We start from the raw sequence: 17,863 nt of genomic DNA on the forward strand, positions 1-17,863 counted from the left end.
ACGAGCCACGGGTGGCGCGGTAGTAGCCGTTGACCGGTTGCAGCAGCCCCTCGGCCGCGCCCGGCGGGCTCCAGAGACCGCTGTCGACGCGGCAGCGGGTGACCAACCAGCCGAAGTAGACGTCGAGTTGGCGTCGCGCCCCGGGCCGGTCCCGGTTCCACAGCAGCGCCGTGCCGAGGGTGTCGACGCCGGCGCCGGCCGCCCAGCCGGCGTCGCGCCAGGGCAACGCGGCGAGCACGTCGGCGAGTTCGTCGGGGCCGAGCGCGGCGAGTGCGCCGATCGGGTGGGCGAATCGGGAGCCGAGCAGGTCCAGGGCGTAGCCGAGGCTCAGCAGGTGGTAGTCGGCGTCGCCGTCCGAGCCGAGTCCGGCGACCGGACGGCCGAGGCGGCCCTCGTGGTCGAGCGGCGGGGTGAGCCCGCTCGTCGGGTCCTGGCCCTGCCGGAGGCGGCGCGTGTGCTCGCCGGCCGGCAGCTGGGCCGGGGGGCGGCCGTGGAGCAGAAAGGAGATCTCCACGGCGTCGGCGTGGGCCCGCAGGGTCGGCGGCGCGTCGGGGGCGTCGAGGTAGCGGCCGGTCGGGGTGCCGTCGGGCGCGATCCCGGCCGGCTCCCAGTTCCTGGCGATCAGGGCGTCGCTCTGTTCCCTGGCCCGGTCGGCGAGTTCGGCGAGGCGCCCGGCCAGCTTCGCGCGCCGGTCGCGCGCCGGGGCGCCCCTGGGGGTGCGGCGGTCGCGGATGAACCGGGCCGGGTTGCCGCCGACCACGGCCCAGTCCGGCACGTCCCTGGTGACCACGGCGCCGGCGCCGATCACGGCGTGCGAGCCGACGGTGATCCCGTCCACCAGCACGGCGTTGGAGCCGATCCACACGTCGTCGCCGATGGTGATGCCGCGTTCGCTGGTCGGCTGGCGATGGACGGGCCGGTCGGGGGCCATGGAGTGGTTGAAGCCGAGGATCGAGCTGTGCGCCCCGATCCGCACCCCGTTGCCCAGGGTGACCGTGCCGCGCAGCACGGTGAACGGATTGACGGTGCAGTCGTCCCCGGCGTGGATGGTGCCCGTCACATAGGCGTGGGCGGCGATATAGGAGTCGGCGCCCAGGCGCAGGCTGGTCGGGCTGACCATGGCCAGTTCGGAGACGAAGGCGCGCGGCCCGATACGGCCCCCGGGGCAGCCGGCGAGGATGGCCTGTTGGCGGGCGAGTTGGGCTGCCTTCCGCTCCTCGTCGGCCCGCTGCCAGAACAACCAGCCGTTGTAGTCCAGGAGTCGGGGGTCGTCGGGGAGTCGGGGGTCGTCGGGCGCGGCGTGGTCCAACGGCTCGGCGTGGTCCGACGGCTCGGCGGTCGGTTCCTCGAACGGCTCGGGGCGGTGCGGTTCGGTCATGGCGGTCGTCGACACCTCGTCTGGTTGTGTGCGATTCCGTGGGAAGGTGGGTCTTCAGTCTCCTATGGGGTGATCCCCCGCCGCCATGGCCGGGCCGGGGCCGGGGAGCGGGCTCCGCATAGACTGGGCGGCCCGGGTGGAGGGGGGACGGGTGGCGATCGAGGTGCCCCAGCGGGCGGTGCTCTCCCGGCCGCTTTCGGTTCCGTTGATCGCCACGGTGGTCGGCGCGTTACCCCTGGCCGTGGCGGCGCAGCCGGGCCCCGGGCTACGGGACACGACGTTCTGGCTGCAGCTGGTGGTGGCCTGCTACGCCGGTGTGCGGCTGTGCGCGATGGTGCTCTCCGGGCGGCGGCGCCTGGTGCAGGGCGCGTTCTGGCTCTTCGGGTATCTGGCCATGGGCATCGCGCCGTTGGCGCAGAGCGTACTGGGGCGGGATCCGACGCCGGTGCTCGGGCCGCGTGAGGACACCCAGCTGGCGACGGCGCTGGTGCTCTGCGGCATGGTGGCCTTCGACCTGGGCGCGCTGCTGGCGCGGCAGCGCCCGCCGGGGCGGGAGCGGCGGCGCCCGGCGACGGTCCACCGGGGCCGGCTGGCCTTTCTGGTGGTGTTCGCCTATGCGGCCAGCGGGCTGCTGATCGTGCAACTCGGCGGGCCCGCCGTCTTCTTCAGCAGCCGGCAGGAGATCAGCGCCAGCCTGGCGGAGGCGACGGGCGGCGCCGGCGGCGCCGGCGCCGAGGGCGGCGGGGAGGCGGGCAGCGCCTTGCTGCGCGGCTTCGGGACGGTGCCGGCGATGTTGGCGTTGCTGTTCCTGACCCGCTGGCTGGTCACCTCCCGGGCGGCGCGCCGCCGGCCGGCCGTGCTGCTGCCCTGGGCGGGGCTGCTGGTGGTCAACGCGATCGTCAACAACCCGATCTCCAATCCGCGTTACTGGTTCCTCACGGTGCTGTTCGCGCTGCTGTTCACCGTCTTTCCGCGCAGTTCGGTGATGTACCGGGCGGCGTTGGCGCTGGGGCTGACGGTGGCGCTGCTGGTCTTCCCGTTCACCGACCGCTTCCGTTACGACGAGGAGGGGCGCCGGCCGCTGGAGACGGACTCGGTGTTGGAGCCGCTGGTGGTCAAGGACTACGACCAGCTCAACATGTTCGCCAACACCATCACCTTCGCCGGGGACGGCCATGGCCACTCCTATGGCGAACAGTCGGCGGGCGCGGCGCTGTTCTTCGTGCCGCGCGGCGTGTGGGGCGACAAGCCGGAGGACACCGGCTTCCTCGTCGGCGGCTGGATGGGCACCGACAGCGCCAACCTGTCCTCCCCGCTGTGGGCCGAACTCTGGCTGGACTTCGGCCCGTTGGGCATGACGCTGATCTTCGCCGGGATCGGCTACCTGGCCGCCCGCACCGACCGCCGCTATGTGCGCCGCACGCTGGACGACCCGTCGCCGGGCAATGTGCTGGCGGTGGTGGTGCCGGTGCTCGCCGGCTACAGCTTTATCCTGCTGCGCGGTTCGCTGCTGCAGGCGTCGGGACGGATCGGCATCGCCGTGCTCTGTCTGGCGCTGGTCACCACCTTCCGCCACCATCCTCGCGCCGAACTGCGCTGAGCCAGCGGGGGCGACCCGGGCCGCGTAGCGTGGGGGCATGTCTTCGACACCGGTGCTCTTCTGTGCTGACCCGCTCAACCCCCGTGCGGTGGACGGGCACTTCGCGCCCGAGGCCCGTCAGGTGCGCGCGTCGGGCGGAACGGTCGCGCTGATCGACCATGACGCGCTGCTGGCCGGGGACGCCGAGCGGGCCGTCGCCCGGGTGCCGCGCGGACTCGGCGCGGCCTGGTATCGCGGCTGGATGATCCCGACCGACGGCTATGCCGCGCTGGACCTGGCCCTCGCGGCGCGCGACGCCCGGCTGCTCGTCCCGCCGGAGCACTATCGCGCGGCGCACCAACTCCCCGGCTGGTACGGGACGTTCGCCGCCGTGACGCCGGCCAGCGGCTGGCTGCCGACGGCGCCGGGCGTCGTGCCGGAGGCGGCGGAACTGGCCCGGGTGGCGAGGGCGCTGCCCGCCGGGCCCGGCATCGTGAAGGACTATGTCAAGTCCAGGAAGCACGAGTGGGACGAGGCGTGCTTTGTGCCGGAGCTGACGGATGTGGCCGGGCTGCGGCGGGTGGTGGCCCGGCTGGTGGAGCTGCAGGAGGAGTTTCTGGCCGGTGGGGTGGTGGTCAGGGCGTTCGAGCGGTTCGTCGGCGAGGAGGCGCGGGTGTGGTGGCTGGACGGCGAGCCGCGTCTGCTGACGCCGCACCCGGACAGCGACGCCCATGCCATGGTCACCCCGGATCTCGACCAGCTCAGGGGCCCGGTGCGGGACCTGGGCGTCCGCTTTGTCACCACGGATGTCGCCCGGCGGGACGACGGCGTCTGGCGGGTGGTCGAGGTGGGGGATGCCCAGGTCAGCGATCTGCATCGGGCCACCGCCCCGGAGGAGTTCGCCGCCCTGTTGACCGACGCTCCCCCGTCGACCAGCGGGAACGAAGCCTGAGCCGGGCCGGCCGTGGCCAGAACACCTAGCCACGGCCGACGGCCGCCTCGTCGAGCAGGACGCGGGCCAACTCGCGTGGCCGGGAGAACATCGGCCAGTGGCCCGTGTCCATCCGGACCAGCCGCCAGCGCCGGTCGGCGACCAGCCTGGCGACCTCCGGAGGTGGCTCCTCGCCGTCGAGCAGGCATTTGGCATAGCTGGCGGGCAGCTCGGCCAACGGGCCGTCCAGGACGGCCGGCTCGGTGAGGCTGGCGCCCGGGTGCGGGGTGGCGCCGGCCAGGAGACGGGAGATCCGCTCGTCGCCGAGGCCCTGGCCGGCGAACTCCTCCGGCGGTGGCGGGGGCCACCAGCCGTCGTTGTCGGCGACGGCGTCGAGCACGGCGGCGGCGAAGCCGCGGGCGGGGTCGGCGAACGGCACGCCGTCGACCGGCACATCGGCGTCCACAAAGACGACACGGGACAGCCGGTCGCCGATCCGCCGGGCGGCCTGGCCCACCGGGACGCCCGAGTAACTGTGGCCGACGAGCACGACGTTCCGCAGATCGCGGCGCTCGATCTCGTCGACGACGGCCCGCACATGCGCCTGCTGGCCGGCCGGCTCGGCGCGCCGCTCGGCGAGACCCGGCAGCGTCAACGGATGCGCTTCCTGCCCGGCGGCCCGCAGCTCGGCCGCCACGTCGTCCCAGGCCCAGGCGCCCAGCCAGGCGCCGGCCACCAGTACGAAGTTGTTCATGTGCCGGACCCTACGACAGGGGTCTGACAATGCCGGCCCGATGCCTCAGCAGCACCTCGGCGACCCGGGCGTCGGGGGCGTCGTGCGCGCCGCGTTCGCCGCGTTCCGCCGACCAGAGCAGGTTCTCCAGCACGCGGGCCAGGGTCCAGGCGACGGCCCGTGGCCGGTCGAGCCCCAGCACCTCGGTCATCAGGTCGAACCGCCGCAGCACCGCCCGGTCGACATCGCCGCCCGCCAGCGCCTCGTCCCAGCGGTTGTGGAGGGCCGGCAGCAGTTCGAACGCCGGGTCGCCGGCGAGCGGTTTGGGGTCGATGGCCAGCCAGGGAGCCCGGTGGTCACCGTCCGGAAGGGGCGCGAGCACATTGTCGTAGTGCAGGTCCCAGTGGAGCAGCCGGTCGCCGGCGCCGTCCGCCGCCACCTCGGCCAACGCCCCGGCACAGCGCGCGATCAGCGCGGACGGGCCGACGCGCGCGGCCCGGTCGAGCAGATCGGCCGCGATATCGGCGAGCCGCCGGGTGCCGGCCGGCGCCGGACGCGCGTTGAGCCGCAGCAGCAGCTCGGCGAGGGCGGTGAGGGCGGCGTCCACATCGGCGACACCGCCCAACGAGCGGCCGGCGTCGAGTCGTTCCAGCAGCATCGAGCCGGAGTCCTGGTCGTGCGCGAGCAGCCGCACCGCGCCCGCGCCGTCCCAGACCCGCAGGGCGCCCGGCTCGCCCACGGTCTCCTCGTCGACCGGTTGGAGCTTGAGCACGGCGGGCGTTCCGTCGTGCCGCCGCACCGGCAGCACCAGCGCGACCGCGCCGCTGCCGACCGGTCCTTCGAGCCGCAGCTCCCAGCGGTGCAGGCAGCGGCGGGCCAGCGCCGGCAGCCCGGCCAGCCAGGCCAGGCCCGCGTCCCCGAAGTAGGTGCCGTGGGCGGCGACCAGCGAAGCGGGGACCTCGATGTCCGGCGTCGCGTCGGGCTCTCGGGAAGGCATGGCGGCCACCTCCGTTCACCCCCAGCCTCGCACCCCCGGCCGCGCAGACCGCCGGCGGACGTGCCCCGGTGGGCGGATCAGGCCCTGACCACGGTGCGCAGTTCCAGTGCCGCGCGCAGCCAGGAGGCGGTGGCCTTGGCCGCCGAGCCGATGGCCAGGCCCCAGGCGGCGCCCAGGATGCCGCCGACGGCATAGCCGATGAGCAGGGCGAGCACCGAGACCGCGGAGAAGATCAGCTGGATGGGCAGGGTGGCGCGCGGGGTGAGGACCCGCAGCAGGAGCAGGGCACAGGTGCCCAGCGCTATGAACGCGTACTGGCTGCCGGTGGCGGTGAGGAGTCCGGAGACGGAGTCCCAGGTGTCGCCGAGGAGTTCACGACCGACGCCGGCCGGCAGCACGGTGAGCAGCAGCGCCCAGCAGACGGCGACGGCGGCCAGGACCCCGCCGGTGGCCAGCGCGGCGCGGGCCTGCCGGTGCGCGCCCGGCTTGCGGTTGAGCAGCGGCGGGCCGAACGCGGTGACCGAGTTGAGCAGCACGTTGAGCGGTCCGAAGAGCGTGCTGGCCCCGCGCAACGCGCCGACCGCGAGGGGGTTGGCCAGCAACCCGAGGCCGACGATGGCCAGTTGGGAGCCGGCGTTGCCGACGCCGAACTCGATGACGAAGCGGCGGCCCAGATGGCGGTGGCCGAGCAGCCGGGTGGGGCGCACGCCCCGCACGCCCCGGGTGCGCCAGGCGAGCACCCCGCCGCACAGCAGCAGCGCCGGCAGCGCCGACAGGCCCCAGAGCAGCACGAGTTGACCCGGGCTGGTGCCATAGGGCTGGGCGGCCAGGACCGGCACCACGACGGCCAGCCGCAGCAGGTCGCCGGCGAGCGCGAGCTGCGGCAGCAACAGCAGGGAGCAGGCGTAACGGAGCGCGTCCTGGGTGAGGACGACGGGCAGCACCAGGGCGACGGAGGTGAAGCCGGCCGCCGTCTCGCCCGGCAGGGCGAAGGTGATCAGGGCGAGCGGGGCGCCGAGCGCGGCCGCGCCGACGAGGGTGAAGGCGGCGGCCTCGCGGCAGTGCCGGTGCAGGGTGAAGTCGGCGCCCTTGCGGAGCACCAACGGCTGTCCGACATAGGCGCCGGTGGCGCCCAGCAGCAGCGCGATGACGGTGTAGACGACGGCGAAGGAGGCGAAGTCGTCGGCCGTCGACTGGCGGGCGACAAAGATCACCACGACGATGTTGGTGAGCGCGGAGACGCCCTGGTCGGCCACGGCCGCCAGGGAGGCGAAGGACGTTCTCGGGGTTCTCGGGGGTCCGGGGGGCGGGGTCGCGGACGAAGGGGTGGTCGCGCCGGTTTCTCTGGTCACTGTCTGTTTTCTCTTGGCACTTTCTGGTGTGTTCTCCGGGCACCGCATGGCCGCGCCGCCCCGGCCGGCGGAGGGGACGGCGGCGCGGCGGGCGGCTCGCTACCGGGAGGAGCCGTCCTCCAGGTCGGCGGGGTCGAGGACACGCAGGCCCATGGTCTCCGAGTTGGGGTCGCGATGGTGGTCGGGCCCGGTGGCCCGGGGGGAGCCGGTGGGGCCCCCGGACCTCGGCTGGGGGGCGGGGGGCGGCAGATCGGGGGAGGCGGCCTGGCCGCGCGGGTTCTCCGAGCCGTTGCCCCACGAGTGGAGCACCGCGCCGAGCAGCAACCCGCCGGCGCCGACGACCAGTTCACGGACCCGGGCCAGATCCTCGCGGCGCACCTCGCTGGGGTCGCAGACGACCAGCACGCCGTCGACGCGGTCGGTGAGCGCGATGGCGTCGGCGTAGGAGAGGACGGGCGGGGCGAGCACCACGACGACCGAGCCCTTGGCGTCGGCGTGCTTGATGAGATCGGTGGCGGCGCGCGAGGTCAGGGCGCGCGGCACGTTGCGCACCCGCCGCCCGGGGACCAGGTCGAAGATGCCGGACTCGCCGGCGTCGATGGGGACGCGCAGCCCGGCGGGCCAGCCGCCGCCGTCCAGCCGCGCGGGGGTGCGGGCCCAGCCGGGACGGACTCCGTCGGCGTGCCGGAGCTGGTTGATCAGCGTCGGGGTGCGCAGATCGGCCTCGACCAGCAGCGCGTCCATGCCCATCTCGGCGAAGGCCGCTGTGATGTTGACGGCGGCGGCGAGCGGCGTCTCGATGCCGCCGCGCGGGGCCAGCACCAGCAGCCGGCGGCGGCCGGCGAACGTCTCGTCGTAGGCGAGGCGGAAGGCGATGGAGCGGTACTCCTCGGCGAGGCGGCCCTCGGCGAGGAGCTGTTCGGGGTCGCCGCGCCCGGCGCGCGGCAGGACGCCGAGGACGGGGGCGCGCAGCGCGCGGGTGACATCGCCCGCGGAGCGGACGGTGGGGTCGAAGACCAGCCGCACCCAGGCGGCGAGCAGGCCGAGGCCGATGCCGACGACATAGCCGAGGCCGAGCAGCAGCGGCAGCCCCGGGCCGGCCGGGCTGCCCGGCGGGGTGGCCTCGGTGATGACCCGGCCGCCGCTGGTGTCCAGGGCGCGGGCGGCGGAGATGTCGGAGTTGAGTTCGGAGATCCGGCCGACCACCTGGGAGAGGTCGGCGACGGCCAGATCGTAGGCGGAGCCGCCCTCGACCAGGGTCTCCAACTCGGCCTGGAGCTGGTCGCGGCGTTCCAGCAGGGGCTCCCGCTGGCCTTCGAGGGAGGCGACGTTGCGCGCGATGGTGTCCTCGGCGTCGGCCTGCCGGTTGGCGAGGTAGGCGGCGACAAAGGCGTTGGCGCGCTGGGCGGCGACCTCGGGGTCGCTCGCGGTGTAGGCGAAGCGCAGCACCTCGGTGTTGGGCGGGTTGGTGACCTGGAGGCCGCGTTTGAGCCGGCCCAGGCTCTCCGAGGTGTTCAACGCCAGGGCGGCGCGCTCGGCGACGATATCGCTGACGGCGGTGCGGCGTTCGGAGCCCATGGCGACCCGGTCCATGGCGGCGGCGGCGAACGGGTCGGCCGTCGGGGTGCGGACGGTGACCTCGCTGGTGGCGACGTAGCTCTCGTTGGCGGCCAGCCCGAGCCAGGCGCCGCCGGCCAGGCCGATGAGGATGCCGCAGATGATCAGCGTGCGGTAGCGCAGCAGTTGGCGGAACTGGTCGCGCAGCAGATCGGGCTCGTCGTGCGGCTGGTGCGGGGCGCCGGCACGCGGCTCCTGGCCGCCGACGGCGCTCACGCCGGCGCTCCCTTCGGCGGCGCGGCCCGGCGCGCGGCGCCCACGCCGGCCGCCCCGACGGCCAGCGCCTCGTCCAGCAGCGCGGAGAGCCGGCCCAGGCCGGCGGCGCGGGAGAGATGGCCGGCGGCATAGGCCGCGCCGCGCGCGCCCAGCGCGTCGGCCGCCACCGGATCGGCGGCCAACTCCCGTGCGGCGGCCACCAGTCGAGCGGGGTCCTCGGGTGGGACCAGCCGTCCGGCGGCCGATCTGCGCAGCTCCTGGGCGGTGCCGCCGTTGCCGGCCACGGAGGCGATCACGGGGCGGGCGGCCACGAAGTAGGAGGTCAGCTTGGACGGCACGCTCATGTCGAGGACGCTGGCCCGCTGGGTGACCAGCAGCGCGTCGGCGGCGGCCAGGATCTCGGGGAACTCGTCGGCCGGCGCCGGATCCAGCAGCCGCACATTGGGCAGCGGCGCGGCCAACCGTTCGAGATGGTCGCGGACGCTGCCGTCGCCCATCAGCACCACCAGCAGTTCGGGCGCCAGCCCGGCGGCCTCGATCAGCACGTCGAGGCCCTGTTTGAGGCCCATGTTGCCGGAGTGCAGCAGCACCGTCCGCCCCTCGGGCCAGCCGAGGGCCGCCCTGGTCTCCGCGCGCGGGCGCGAAGGGGGGCGCACATGCGACCAGTTGGGGGTGAGCCGGATGCGGTGCGCCGGCACGCCGAGGGCGCGCACCCGCTCGCGGAAGCTCTCGTGGATCACGCCGACCAGGGTGGCGCCGGCCAGCATCCGCCGCTCGACGGAGGAGGCGAGGGCGGCCACCCGCCCGCCGCCGCTGATACCGCTCTGCGCGGCGGCCGCGCCCATCAGATCCTGCACCACGGGCAGGAACGGGACGCCGTAGCGGCGGGCGAGGCGGGCGGCGAGCAACCCGCCGGCGAGGCTGGGCACCTGGGCGACGACGGCGTCGGGGCGGGCGATCCGGGGCGGGGCCAGCAGCCCGTGGCCCAGGATGGTGCCCTCGTAGGCGGCCCGCCGCAACGCGCTCTGCCGCGCCGGCACATAGTGTCTTCGGCGGTGCACCAGCACCCCGGCGTGATCGTCGACCAGCCGCCAACGGCCCCGGTAGTCCGGGTCGGTGCGCCAGGCCGGATAGTGCGGGAGGCCGGCGAGCACATGGACCTCGGCGCCCCGCTCGTGCGCCCAGTGCTCGGCGAGCTGGGTGGCGTAGGGCCCGATCCCGGCCTGCTCGGGCGCGTAGTTGGTGGATACCAGCAGCAGACGTTCGCCGCCAGAGCCCGGCGGATTGCGCACGACTGTCCTCCCTCTGGGCCCTCCCCTGGCAGCGGAGAACTCCCCCGGCAGCGGTGGCGCCCAGCCTATCCGCGCCTCAAGGGAGAACACTACTGTGCGTCAGGACCCGGACGCGCGGGCCGCGTTGCCCGCCATCCTGGACCATCGCCGGCGGGTATCGCCATTCCGGTCCGGCCGGCCGACCGTCCGGGTTAGGCTGCGGGGCGGGGGACGGACAGGGCGAGTGGCACAAGTACGGGGAACGACAGGCGAGTTCCGCTTCACGACCGGCCATGGGGGGTTCGGGCGTATGCAGACCGTTGGCTATGCACCGGGGGTCTACGACCTCTTCCATGTGGGGCATCTCAACATCCTTCGCCATGCGCGCGGCCACTGCGACTACCTGGTCGCCGGCGTGGTCTCCGACGAGATGGCGCGGCTGGCCAAGGGCAGGCCGCCGGTGATCCCGCTGGTGGAGCGGCTGGAGATCGTGCGCAGCATCCGCTATGTGGACGCGGCGTTCGTGGAGACCGTGCCCGACAAGCTGGACACCTGGCAACAGGTCCGGTTCGACGTGCTGTTCAAGGGCGACGACTGGCGCGGCACCGCCAAGGGCGAGAAGTTGGAACGCGACTTCGCCGAGGTCGGGGTCCGCGTCGTCTACTTCCCCTACACCGTGCACACCTCCAGCACTCAGCTGCGCGGCGCGCTGGACGCGCTGAGCGCCGACAGCTCGCGGAACCACTTCACCGAGAACGCCGCGCAGAACAGGCCGTAGGCCAGGGCGAACGCGGCATACCCGAGGCGGAACGCCCGTTCGTCGCCGAGCAGCAGGAACAGCAGGCAGAGCGCCCCGTAGTCGACCGGCAGCAGCGCCACCGCACGCACCCGGGAGACCGGCGCCTGCGGCCCGTCCGGGCGCGGGGCGCGGCGCTTGAGCTGGTCGGTCAGCAGACCGCCGAAGAAGATCACCACGGCCGCCAGTTGGAACCCGAGCGGCAGCAACAGCCAGCCGTCGCCCGGGAGTTCGAAGAACCGGTGGAACGAGATCAGCACCACGCCGTGCAGCGCGGTGATCTTGGCGCAGTCCACCACATGGTCGAGCCATTCGCCGGCCGGGCTGGACACCCCCCGCAGCCTGGCCAGTTGGCCGTCGGCCGAGTCCAGCGCGAAGCCCAGGAAGAGCCCCGCCCAGACGGCGACGCCAAGCGTCCAGGACGGCGCGCACAGCGCCACGGCGGCCAGCGCGGCGCCGCTGCTCAACGCGCTGAGCAGGGTGACCTGGTTGGGCGTGAGGCCGAGCCGATAGGCCGCCGCCGCCAGCCGCCGGCCGACCGGCCGGTTGACGTAACGGGAGTAGAGCGACACCCCCTTGGCGGATTTCTGCGCCTCGCGCAACCGCGCCAGCGCCGCCCGGTAACCCTCTGTCCGCCCCGTCCCCACCATGGGTGGCATCCTTCCACGGCGCCCCCCGGCTTTCCACGGGCCGCGCCCCCGCATCCGCTGCTCCGCCGGACCCGTCACACGGATACGATGCGTGGGCCGGAGCGAAAAACGACGGGGAGGGCCCAGAATGCGGCTGCGCGCACGACTGACGACGACCACGACGGGGCTGTTGGTGGCCCTGGCGACGGTCACGTCCCTGTCGGGCTGCATGACGGTGCGCGGCGAGACAGCCGTGGTGCCGGCGGCCACCGAGACGGAGGCCGAACAAGCCCTGGAGCACTACTTCGAGGTCCGCAACGAGGCCAGAAGGACCTATGACGCCGAGCTGAACGCCACGGTGGAAACCGGCGCGCTCGACGACATCAACGGCGCCGTGCTGATCGCCCAGGGGGCCCTCAGGCAGGAAGAGGAGGAGTCGGCCGCCGAGGAGGAGACCGCCGAGGGCGAGGAGCCGGAAGAGGGCGAAGAAGGCGAAGAGGGCACGGAGTCCGAGGAGGGCGCCGAGGCGCCCGAGGAGGAGGACGAGGACGCGTTCGTCCCGTTCGAGTACGCGAATCCGCGCTACCACATCCCGCAGCAGTCGGGCTGGCCCAAGTTCTTCATCGTGGACACCGAGATCGTGGACAGCGGGATCCACTGGCTGCTCACCTTCACCCGGCACAGCGTCGACGAGCCCTGGAACGTGCGCTATGTGTCGGCGCTCGAACCGTCCGCCATCCCGGAGTTCGCGACGGACAACGACGGCTATCTGGAGGACATCCAGGTGGCCAGCGAGTCGACGGGGCTCTCCGTGACGCCCATCGAGCTGGGCGACGCCTACGTGGACTATCTGAACACCGCCAACGGCCCCTTCCTCGGCGGCCGTTACACCACGGACGTGGTGACGGCCCGGGAGGAGGCCAACGCGAGCGTGGCGTCGAACACCGACTACGCGGACACCACGACATCCGAGGACGAGTACCCCACGGTCGCGGTGCGCACCGAGGACGGCGGCGCGCTGGTGCTGTTCGCCATGCGGATGGACGAGAAGCGGACCTGGGCCGAGGGGGAGACGCCGGTGGTGGACGATATGGTCAAGCCGCTGATGCAGGGCACGGCCGACCGCGCGGTCACGCTCCAGCGGTACGCCAACTTCACGGCCTACGTTCCCGCGGGCGAGGACCCGGTGGACCTGCGGGCCCGGCATATGGGCGTCTTCAACGCGCTGGGCGAGTAGCCGGACAACCGGCCGGTCCGCCACCGGATCCGCCGGCTTCACGCCGGCTTCAGGAGGAACGAGGGTGGTGCTCCCCGGGGCGCCGCCCTCGTCCCGTGCGGGGCCCGGGGCCGTCCCGTGCGGGGCGTCGGTCAGCCGGCGGGCCAGGCGGGTTCGCGGTGGTTGGCGCAGGCGTCGGTGAGGGTCTCCAGCAGGGCCAGCGGGTCGGGCAGCGGATACTCCGGGCCGCGCAGCCAGCGCACGCCGTCCGCGCCGTCCTCGCTCAACCGGGAGGGCGGCAGCAGCACATAGCTGCCGCGACAGTGCCAGCGGAGCCCCGGGTGCTCGTCCATCGTCTCGGGGTGGCAGTCCAGCTCGCAGGGCCACCACTCGTCCTCGTCGTCCGGGGTGCCCCGGGTGGCGGTGAAGAAGAGCATCCGATCGGGGTCGGCCACGGCCACGGGCCCGACCTCCACGCCCTCGGCGGCCAAACGTTCCAGCGCGGCCTGACCGGCGGGGACCGGTACGTCCAACACGTCGTGGACCCGCCCGGTCGCGGTGACGAAGTTCGCCTCGGGGGCGGACCGCAGCCAGCGCAGCACCTGTTCACGGTCGGTGGTCGCCTCGTTGTTCCAGGTGAGCGAGACGGGGTGGCGCGCCGGCGTCGGACAGCCGATCCGGGCACAGGAACAGCCGAACCCCTCCGGATGCGCGGCCGGGGCGACCGGCAGTCCCGCCTCGGCGACGGCGAGCAGCGACTCCTCACGGGCCAGCGCGGCAGCGGCCCCATCGCCGGCACCTCGTCCACCACGACGCATCCAGCGGGGAAATCTGCTCTCGCGTGTCATCAGGTGCCTACCGCCTCACTTCCGTCCCGTATGCACACCAGCGCTCGGGGGCCCGGTCTTATTCCACCGGGTTGGCGCTCATCCTGCCCTGTCACATCCCTGGATGGGTAATCGGGGGAACGCTGGTGATCGCGCCCCGGGACTGGGCACACTGTGCACACCGCATCCGCGCACCGCCCCTTACACCCTCAAGGAGCCTCGGTGTATACAGCTCGTCGCTATCTGATGTGCCCGCCGGAGCACTTCCGTGTCACGTATTCGATCAATCCATGGATGGATCTGACCAAGCCGGTCGATTCCCGACTGGCCATGGCCCAGTGGAGCGATCTGCGCGACCTCTATCGTTCGCTCGGCCACTCGGTGGCGGAGCTGGAGCCGCGCCCCGAACTGCCGGACCTGGTCTTCGCCGCCAACGGCGCGCTGGTGCTGGACGGCCGGGTGTTGGGCGCGCGATTCGCCCACCCCGAGCGGTTCGGCGAGGCCAGGGTGCATGAGGACTGGCATCGCGCCCGGGGCGACGGAGAGTTTCAACGCGCTCAACACACCAACGAGGGAGAGGGCGACTTCACGGTGACGGCCAGCTGGTTGCTGGCCGGGCACGGCTTCCGCAGCAGCCCGCTGGCGCAGCAGGAGGCCCAGGAGTACTTCGGCCGCCCGGTCATCGGGCTCGATCTGGTCGACCCGAGGTTCTACCACCTCGACACGGCGCTGTGCGTGCTGGACGACCGAAGGGACGACGCCGTCATGTACTACCCGGGGGCGTTCTCCGCCGGCAGCCGCGCGGTGCTGGCGCGGCTCTTCCCCGACGCGATCCTCGCCGAGGAGGCGGACGCCCTGGCACTGGGCCTCAACGCGGTCTCGGACGGCCACCATGTGGTGCTGCCCCAGGCCGCGCAGTCCCTCCTCGAACCTCTGCGCGCCCGGGGGTACGAGCCCATCCCGATCGACCTCAGCGAGCTGTTGAAGGGCGGCGGCAGCGTCAAATGCTGTACGGCCGAGCTGCGTTGACGGAACGTTGACGTCATGCTGACGACACGTTGACGGCACATTGACGCAACGTTCTACGGCACGTTGACGGCGTGCCGGGGTGCGGACGGGCGGTGTTCGCCGGGCTCGTCCGCACCCCCGCCACGGGCGGGACGGCGGCGCCCGGCCCTACGCCTCGGGGAAGGAGCCGCCCCAGGCGGTGTCGCGGGCCTGACGGTAGACCGCCGGTCCGCGCCGTTTGGTGATCACCTCGTCGGTCAGGGCGCCGTCCGGGCGGCAGAGGTCCAGCAGGACCTGCCCCTTGCGCAGGCGCGGGCGACGCACCACCCGGGGGGCGGGCGAAGCCGGGGGCGGCGGATCCCTGAACGCCGCGACATAGCTGAACTTCTCGTCCTCGTAGGGCAGTTGCCCGCCCTTGACGCGCCGGTGGAGCGCCGAGCGGCTGACCCGGGCGGCGAAATGGCACCAGTCGTCGCCGACGGCGATCGGACAGGTCGCGCCGTGCGGACAGGGCGCCAGCACGGTGAGGCCGGCGGCGAGCAGCTGGTCCCTGGCGGCCCTGATGCGCAGATACCCGTCCGGGGTGCCCGGCTCGACGAGCACCACCGCGCGGCCGGCGGCGGCCACCGCGTCGACCGTGGCCGTGCGTTCCGCCGCGGGCAGTTCGCCCAGCACATAGGAGACGGTGATCAACTCGGCGGTGGGCAGGGCCTCGCCGATCCGGTGCTGTCGCCAGTCGGCGCCGCGCACCGGCGGCGGCGAGCCGGCCGCGCCGGCCAGTTCGCGGCCGAGGTCGAGCGCGGGCCCGGCCCGGTCCAGGACCTGGACGGGCCGCTCCCCCGGCCAGACGCCGGCGCCGGCCCAGACCGCCGACCCGGTGCCGCCGCCGAGGTCGAGCTGATCGCTCGGCGCCCAGTCGGGCAGCCGGGCGGCCAGCTCGGCCAGGGCGGCCGAGACCGCTTCGAAGGTGGCCGGCATCCGGTAGGCGGCGTAGGCCGCCGCGTCGGCGCGGTCCCTGAGCACGGGGGCGGGACCGGGGGTCGTGCCTCGGTAGCCGGCCATCAGCCGCTCGACGGCGCCCGCCGCCCGGCTGGGCGGCAGGCCGTCGAGCAGACCGTCGAGAGCGGCGCGCAACTGGTCGGACGTGCTGGTCACCCGGGAAGTGTAGGCCCGACGGGGGAACGCCTCGGCCGGCAGAGCGCCAGGTAGCAGCCGATGGCCAGCAGCACGGAGGTGACCTGCACCACGGCCATCGGAACGGCCGTCTCCTCGCCGGCGATGCCCACCAGCGGGGAGGCGATGGCGCCGATGAAGAACTGCGAGGCGCCGAGCAGCGCCGAGGCGGCGCCGGCCGCGTGCGGAGTGCGGTCCAGTCCCTCGGAGTTGGCGTTGGGCAGCACCAGCGGCATCGCGCCCATCAGGCAGAACAGGCCGATGGAGATCGCTACCAGACTCGCCTCGCCGAACAGCCCGGTGGTCATGACGAGCAGCGCGATCGCGGAGAGGAGGACCAGGACGAGCCCGGTGGACATGATGCGGTGCACGGGCACCCGGCCGACCAGGATCTTGCCGTTGACCTGGCTCATCAGCACCAGCGAGATGGAGTTGGCCATGAAGAGCATGCTGTAGGTCTGCGGCGAGGCACCGTAGATCTCCTGCACCACGAAGGGCGAGGCCGCCACATAGGCGAACAGCGCGGCGAAGACCAGGCTGCCGACCAGCAGATGGCCGATGAAGACGCGGTCCCTGAAGAGCCCGCCCATGGCGCGCAGCGCGGCCGGCACGCCACCGCTGTGACGCCGCTCGGGCGGCAGCGTCTCGGGCAGCCAGCGGAGCACCACCAGGATCAGCACCAGGCCGGTGCCGGAGAGCACGAGGAAGATCCCGCGCCAGTCGGTCACCCGCATCAGCTGGCCGCCGAAGACCGGCGCGAGGATGGGCGCCACCCCGGAGACCAGCATCAGGGTGGAGAAGAACCTGGCCATCGCGACACCCGAGTAGAGGTCGCGGACCACGGCGCGCGCGATCACCACACCGGCCGAGCCGGCCAGTCCCTGGAGAAACCTGAACGCCGTCAACGATTCGACGTTGGGCGCGAAGGCGCAGGCCAGGGACGCGATGACATAGCAGCTCATGCCGCCGATCAGCGGCCAGCGGCGGCCGAGCTGGTCACTCATCGGGCCGACCACCAACTGCCCGAGCCCGAGGCCCAGCAGGCAGGCGGTGAGCGTGAGTTGCACGGTGGCCGCGCCGGTGCCCAGCGCGTTGCCGACCTCGGGGAGCGCCGGCAGGTACATGTCGATGGAGAGCGGAGGGAGGGCGGAGAGGCTGCCGAGGATGAGAACGATCAGCAGTCCGGCTCGCCGGCGCCGGGAGAGTTGAGCGGCGGGCGCGGGCGGGGTGGTGAGAGCGGCGGTGGATACCCCGGGGGTGATTCCGGTGGATATCTCGGATGCGTTGGGCGGGCGAACGTCGGAACCTGGTACGGCCGTTGGGGGCTGGCCGAGCTGAGTCATGCACCTCTCCGGGAATCGTTAGGACGATCCAATCATCCCATGACCCGCTCCCCGCGCCTCTGGGTTTAGCCCGTCCGATGACCGCCGCTCAGGGCCCTTCCGGAACGGCGGCGGCATGCGTCCCGTCCACCGTTCCCGCTGGCCAGCGGCCCGCGCCGGCGTTCGCTCCGGAACCGCGCGCCGGCGGCGGACGCCCCCGCGACGCCCGCCGCCGCCGCGAACGGGGTGGCGTGATACGTGTCTCATTCGACGCCCGATCGGTTTATCGAACGGGCACGTTCACCGGTGGTGGCCGCCCCAGCCGCGTGCGTTCGGACCTCGGCCATCGGCCGGACGTCCCCGCCGAAAGCGGTCAGGAGAGATGCCCCGGTGACCGCGGACCCCGACCATGGAAGGGCTCAACCGACGCTGGTCACCGTGACGGTGACGCCCAGCGGGCCGCCGGGGAACTCGTCCCCCACCGCGGCCGTCACCGCGCGCCGCACCGCGCGGGTCACCTCCAGCGCCCGATGGCCGCCGTGCACCGCGATCGCCACCCTGATCGCGAAACCACCGCCCGGCAGCGCGCTGACCCGCACCCCGCCCGACGAACCCCTGCCCGACGGACCCCTGCCTGATGAACCCTCGCCCACCGGTCGCCGCCCGCCGCGCAGCAACCCGCCGATGCCCGACGCCGGGAACGCCACCCCCGGCACCCGCCGCACCGCCGCCACCACCACCTCCCGCAGCCGAGCCTCCGTCTCGCCACGGCTCATCACGTCACCTCCCGAGCGGTGCCCGGCGCGCGCACGCGCCCC

General features: G+C 73.5%; 15 protein-coding genes and 1 pseudogene. 5 read left to right on the forward strand and 11 right to left on the reverse strand.

Going from position 1 to position 17,863, the window contains the following annotated elements; all coding sequences use genetic code 11:
* Window positions 1-721: 721 nt before the first annotated feature.
* Window positions 722-877: pseudogene (locus AOM46_RS36080) on the reverse strand (DapH/DapD/GlmU-related protein); the annotation flags it as partial.
* Window positions 878-1,463: 586 nt separating this feature from the next.
* On the opposite strand from AOM46_RS36080, the gene AOM46_RS16400 reads away from it, so the two are divergent.
* A complete protein-coding gene (locus AOM46_RS16400; protein WP_370592727.1) occupies window positions 1,464-2,978 on the forward strand; it encodes an O-antigen polymerase in 1,515 nt (504 codons plus the stop codon).
* Window positions 2,979-3,015: 37 nt separating this feature from the next.
* Window positions 3,016-3,909 carry an ATP-grasp domain-containing protein gene (locus AOM46_RS16405; protein ID WP_062212001.1) on the forward strand — a complete coding sequence of 298 codons (894 nt, stop codon included), beginning with the start codon at window positions 3,016-3,018 and terminating at the stop codon, window positions 3,907-3,909.
* A 25-nt stretch (window positions 3,910-3,934) separates the two neighbouring features.
* Here AOM46_RS16405 and AOM46_RS16410 read toward each other — a convergent pair whose 3' ends face one another.
* The 5 genes from AOM46_RS16410 to AOM46_RS16430 form a co-directional block, all read right to left on the reverse strand.
* The gene (locus AOM46_RS16410; RefSeq protein ID WP_062212004.1) at window positions 3,935-4,642 is read right to left on the reverse strand and encodes an alpha/beta fold hydrolase; all 708 of its coding nucleotides are present in this window, start codon (window positions 4,640-4,642) and stop codon (window positions 3,935-3,937) included.
* Window positions 4,643-4,652: 10 nt separating this feature from the next.
* On the reverse strand, window positions 4,653-5,618 hold the full coding sequence (locus AOM46_RS16415) for an aminoglycoside phosphotransferase family protein (RefSeq protein ID WP_062212010.1): 966 nt from the start codon (window positions 5,616-5,618) through the stop codon (window positions 4,653-4,655).
* Between the two features lie 77 nt (window positions 5,619-5,695).
* Window positions 5,696-6,970 (reverse strand): hypothetical protein, encoded by a 1,275-nt coding sequence (locus AOM46_RS16420; RefSeq protein ID WP_234313807.1) that lies wholly within the window; start codon window positions 6,968-6,970, stop codon window positions 5,696-5,698.
* A gap of 99 nt (window positions 6,971-7,069) precedes the next feature.
* A complete protein-coding gene (locus AOM46_RS16425) occupies window positions 7,070-8,803 on the reverse strand; it encodes a lipopolysaccharide biosynthesis protein (protein WP_062212013.1) in 1,734 nt (577 codons plus the stop codon).
* Entirely contained in the window at window positions 8,800-10,095 is a 1,296-nt protein-coding gene (locus AOM46_RS16430) for a glycosyltransferase family 4 protein (RefSeq protein WP_234313808.1), read from the reverse strand. The genes AOM46_RS16425 and AOM46_RS16430 overlap by 4 nt, the downstream gene beginning before the upstream one ends.
* A gap of 289 nt (window positions 10,096-10,384) precedes the next feature.
* Between AOM46_RS16430 and AOM46_RS16435 the strand changes: the two genes are divergently transcribed.
* Complete coding sequence (locus tag AOM46_RS16435; protein WP_062212014.1) at window positions 10,385-10,852, forward strand: adenylyltransferase/cytidyltransferase family protein; 468 nt, start codon at window positions 10,385-10,387, stop codon at window positions 10,850-10,852.
* On the opposite strand, the gene AOM46_RS16440 is transcribed toward AOM46_RS16435, so the two are convergent.
* A complete protein-coding gene (locus AOM46_RS16440; protein ID WP_062212017.1) occupies window positions 10,768-11,520 on the reverse strand; it encodes a CDP-alcohol phosphatidyltransferase family protein in 753 nt (250 codons plus the stop codon). The genes AOM46_RS16435 and AOM46_RS16440 overlap by 85 nt on opposite strands.
* A 127-nt stretch (window positions 11,521-11,647) precedes the next feature.
* Between AOM46_RS16440 and AOM46_RS16445 the strand changes: the two genes are divergently transcribed.
* Entirely contained in the window at window positions 11,648-12,736 is a 1,089-nt protein-coding gene (locus tag AOM46_RS16445) for a hypothetical protein (protein WP_062212025.1), read from the forward strand.
* A gap of 131 nt (window positions 12,737-12,867) precedes the next feature.
* On the opposite strand, the gene AOM46_RS16450 is transcribed toward AOM46_RS16445, so the two are convergent.
* Entirely contained in the window at window positions 12,868-13,563 is a 696-nt protein-coding gene (locus AOM46_RS16450) for a bifunctional DNA primase/polymerase (RefSeq protein ID WP_078856877.1), read from the reverse strand.
* 153 nt (window positions 13,564-13,716) lie between these two features.
* Here AOM46_RS16450 and ddaH point away from each other — a divergent pair, with 153 nt between their 5' ends.
* Window positions 13,717-14,571: a dimethylargininase gene (ddaH, locus tag AOM46_RS16455; RefSeq protein WP_370592728.1), complete on the forward strand. Its 855-nt coding sequence runs from the start codon at window positions 13,717-13,719 to the stop codon at window positions 14,569-14,571.
* Between the two features lie 147 nt (window positions 14,572-14,718).
* Here ddaH and AOM46_RS16460 read toward each other — a convergent pair whose 3' ends face one another.
* The 3 genes from AOM46_RS16460 to AOM46_RS33205 form a co-directional block, all read right to left on the reverse strand.
* On the reverse strand, window positions 14,719-15,705 hold the full coding sequence (locus AOM46_RS16460; protein ID WP_062212034.1) for a small ribosomal subunit Rsm22 family protein: 987 nt from the start codon (window positions 15,703-15,705) through the stop codon (window positions 14,719-14,721).
* Window positions 15,702-17,066: a Bcr/CflA family multidrug efflux MFS transporter gene (locus tag AOM46_RS16465; RefSeq protein WP_078856878.1), complete on the reverse strand. Its 1,365-nt coding sequence runs from the start codon at window positions 17,064-17,066 to the stop codon at window positions 15,702-15,704. Before AOM46_RS16465 ends, AOM46_RS16460 begins: the two co-directional genes overlap by 4 nt.
* Window positions 17,067-17,464: 398 nt before the next feature.
* Window positions 17,465-17,821, reverse strand: a complete 357-nt coding sequence (locus tag AOM46_RS33205; protein ID WP_062212037.1) for a hypothetical protein — start codon at window positions 17,819-17,821, stop codon at window positions 17,465-17,467.
* Between the last annotated feature and the right edge of the window lie 42 nt (window positions 17,822-17,863).

The organism is Streptomyces sp. NBRC 109706, from assembly GCF_000974485.1.
Lineage (GTDB): Bacteria > Actinomycetota > Actinomycetes > Streptomycetales > Streptomycetaceae > Streptomyces.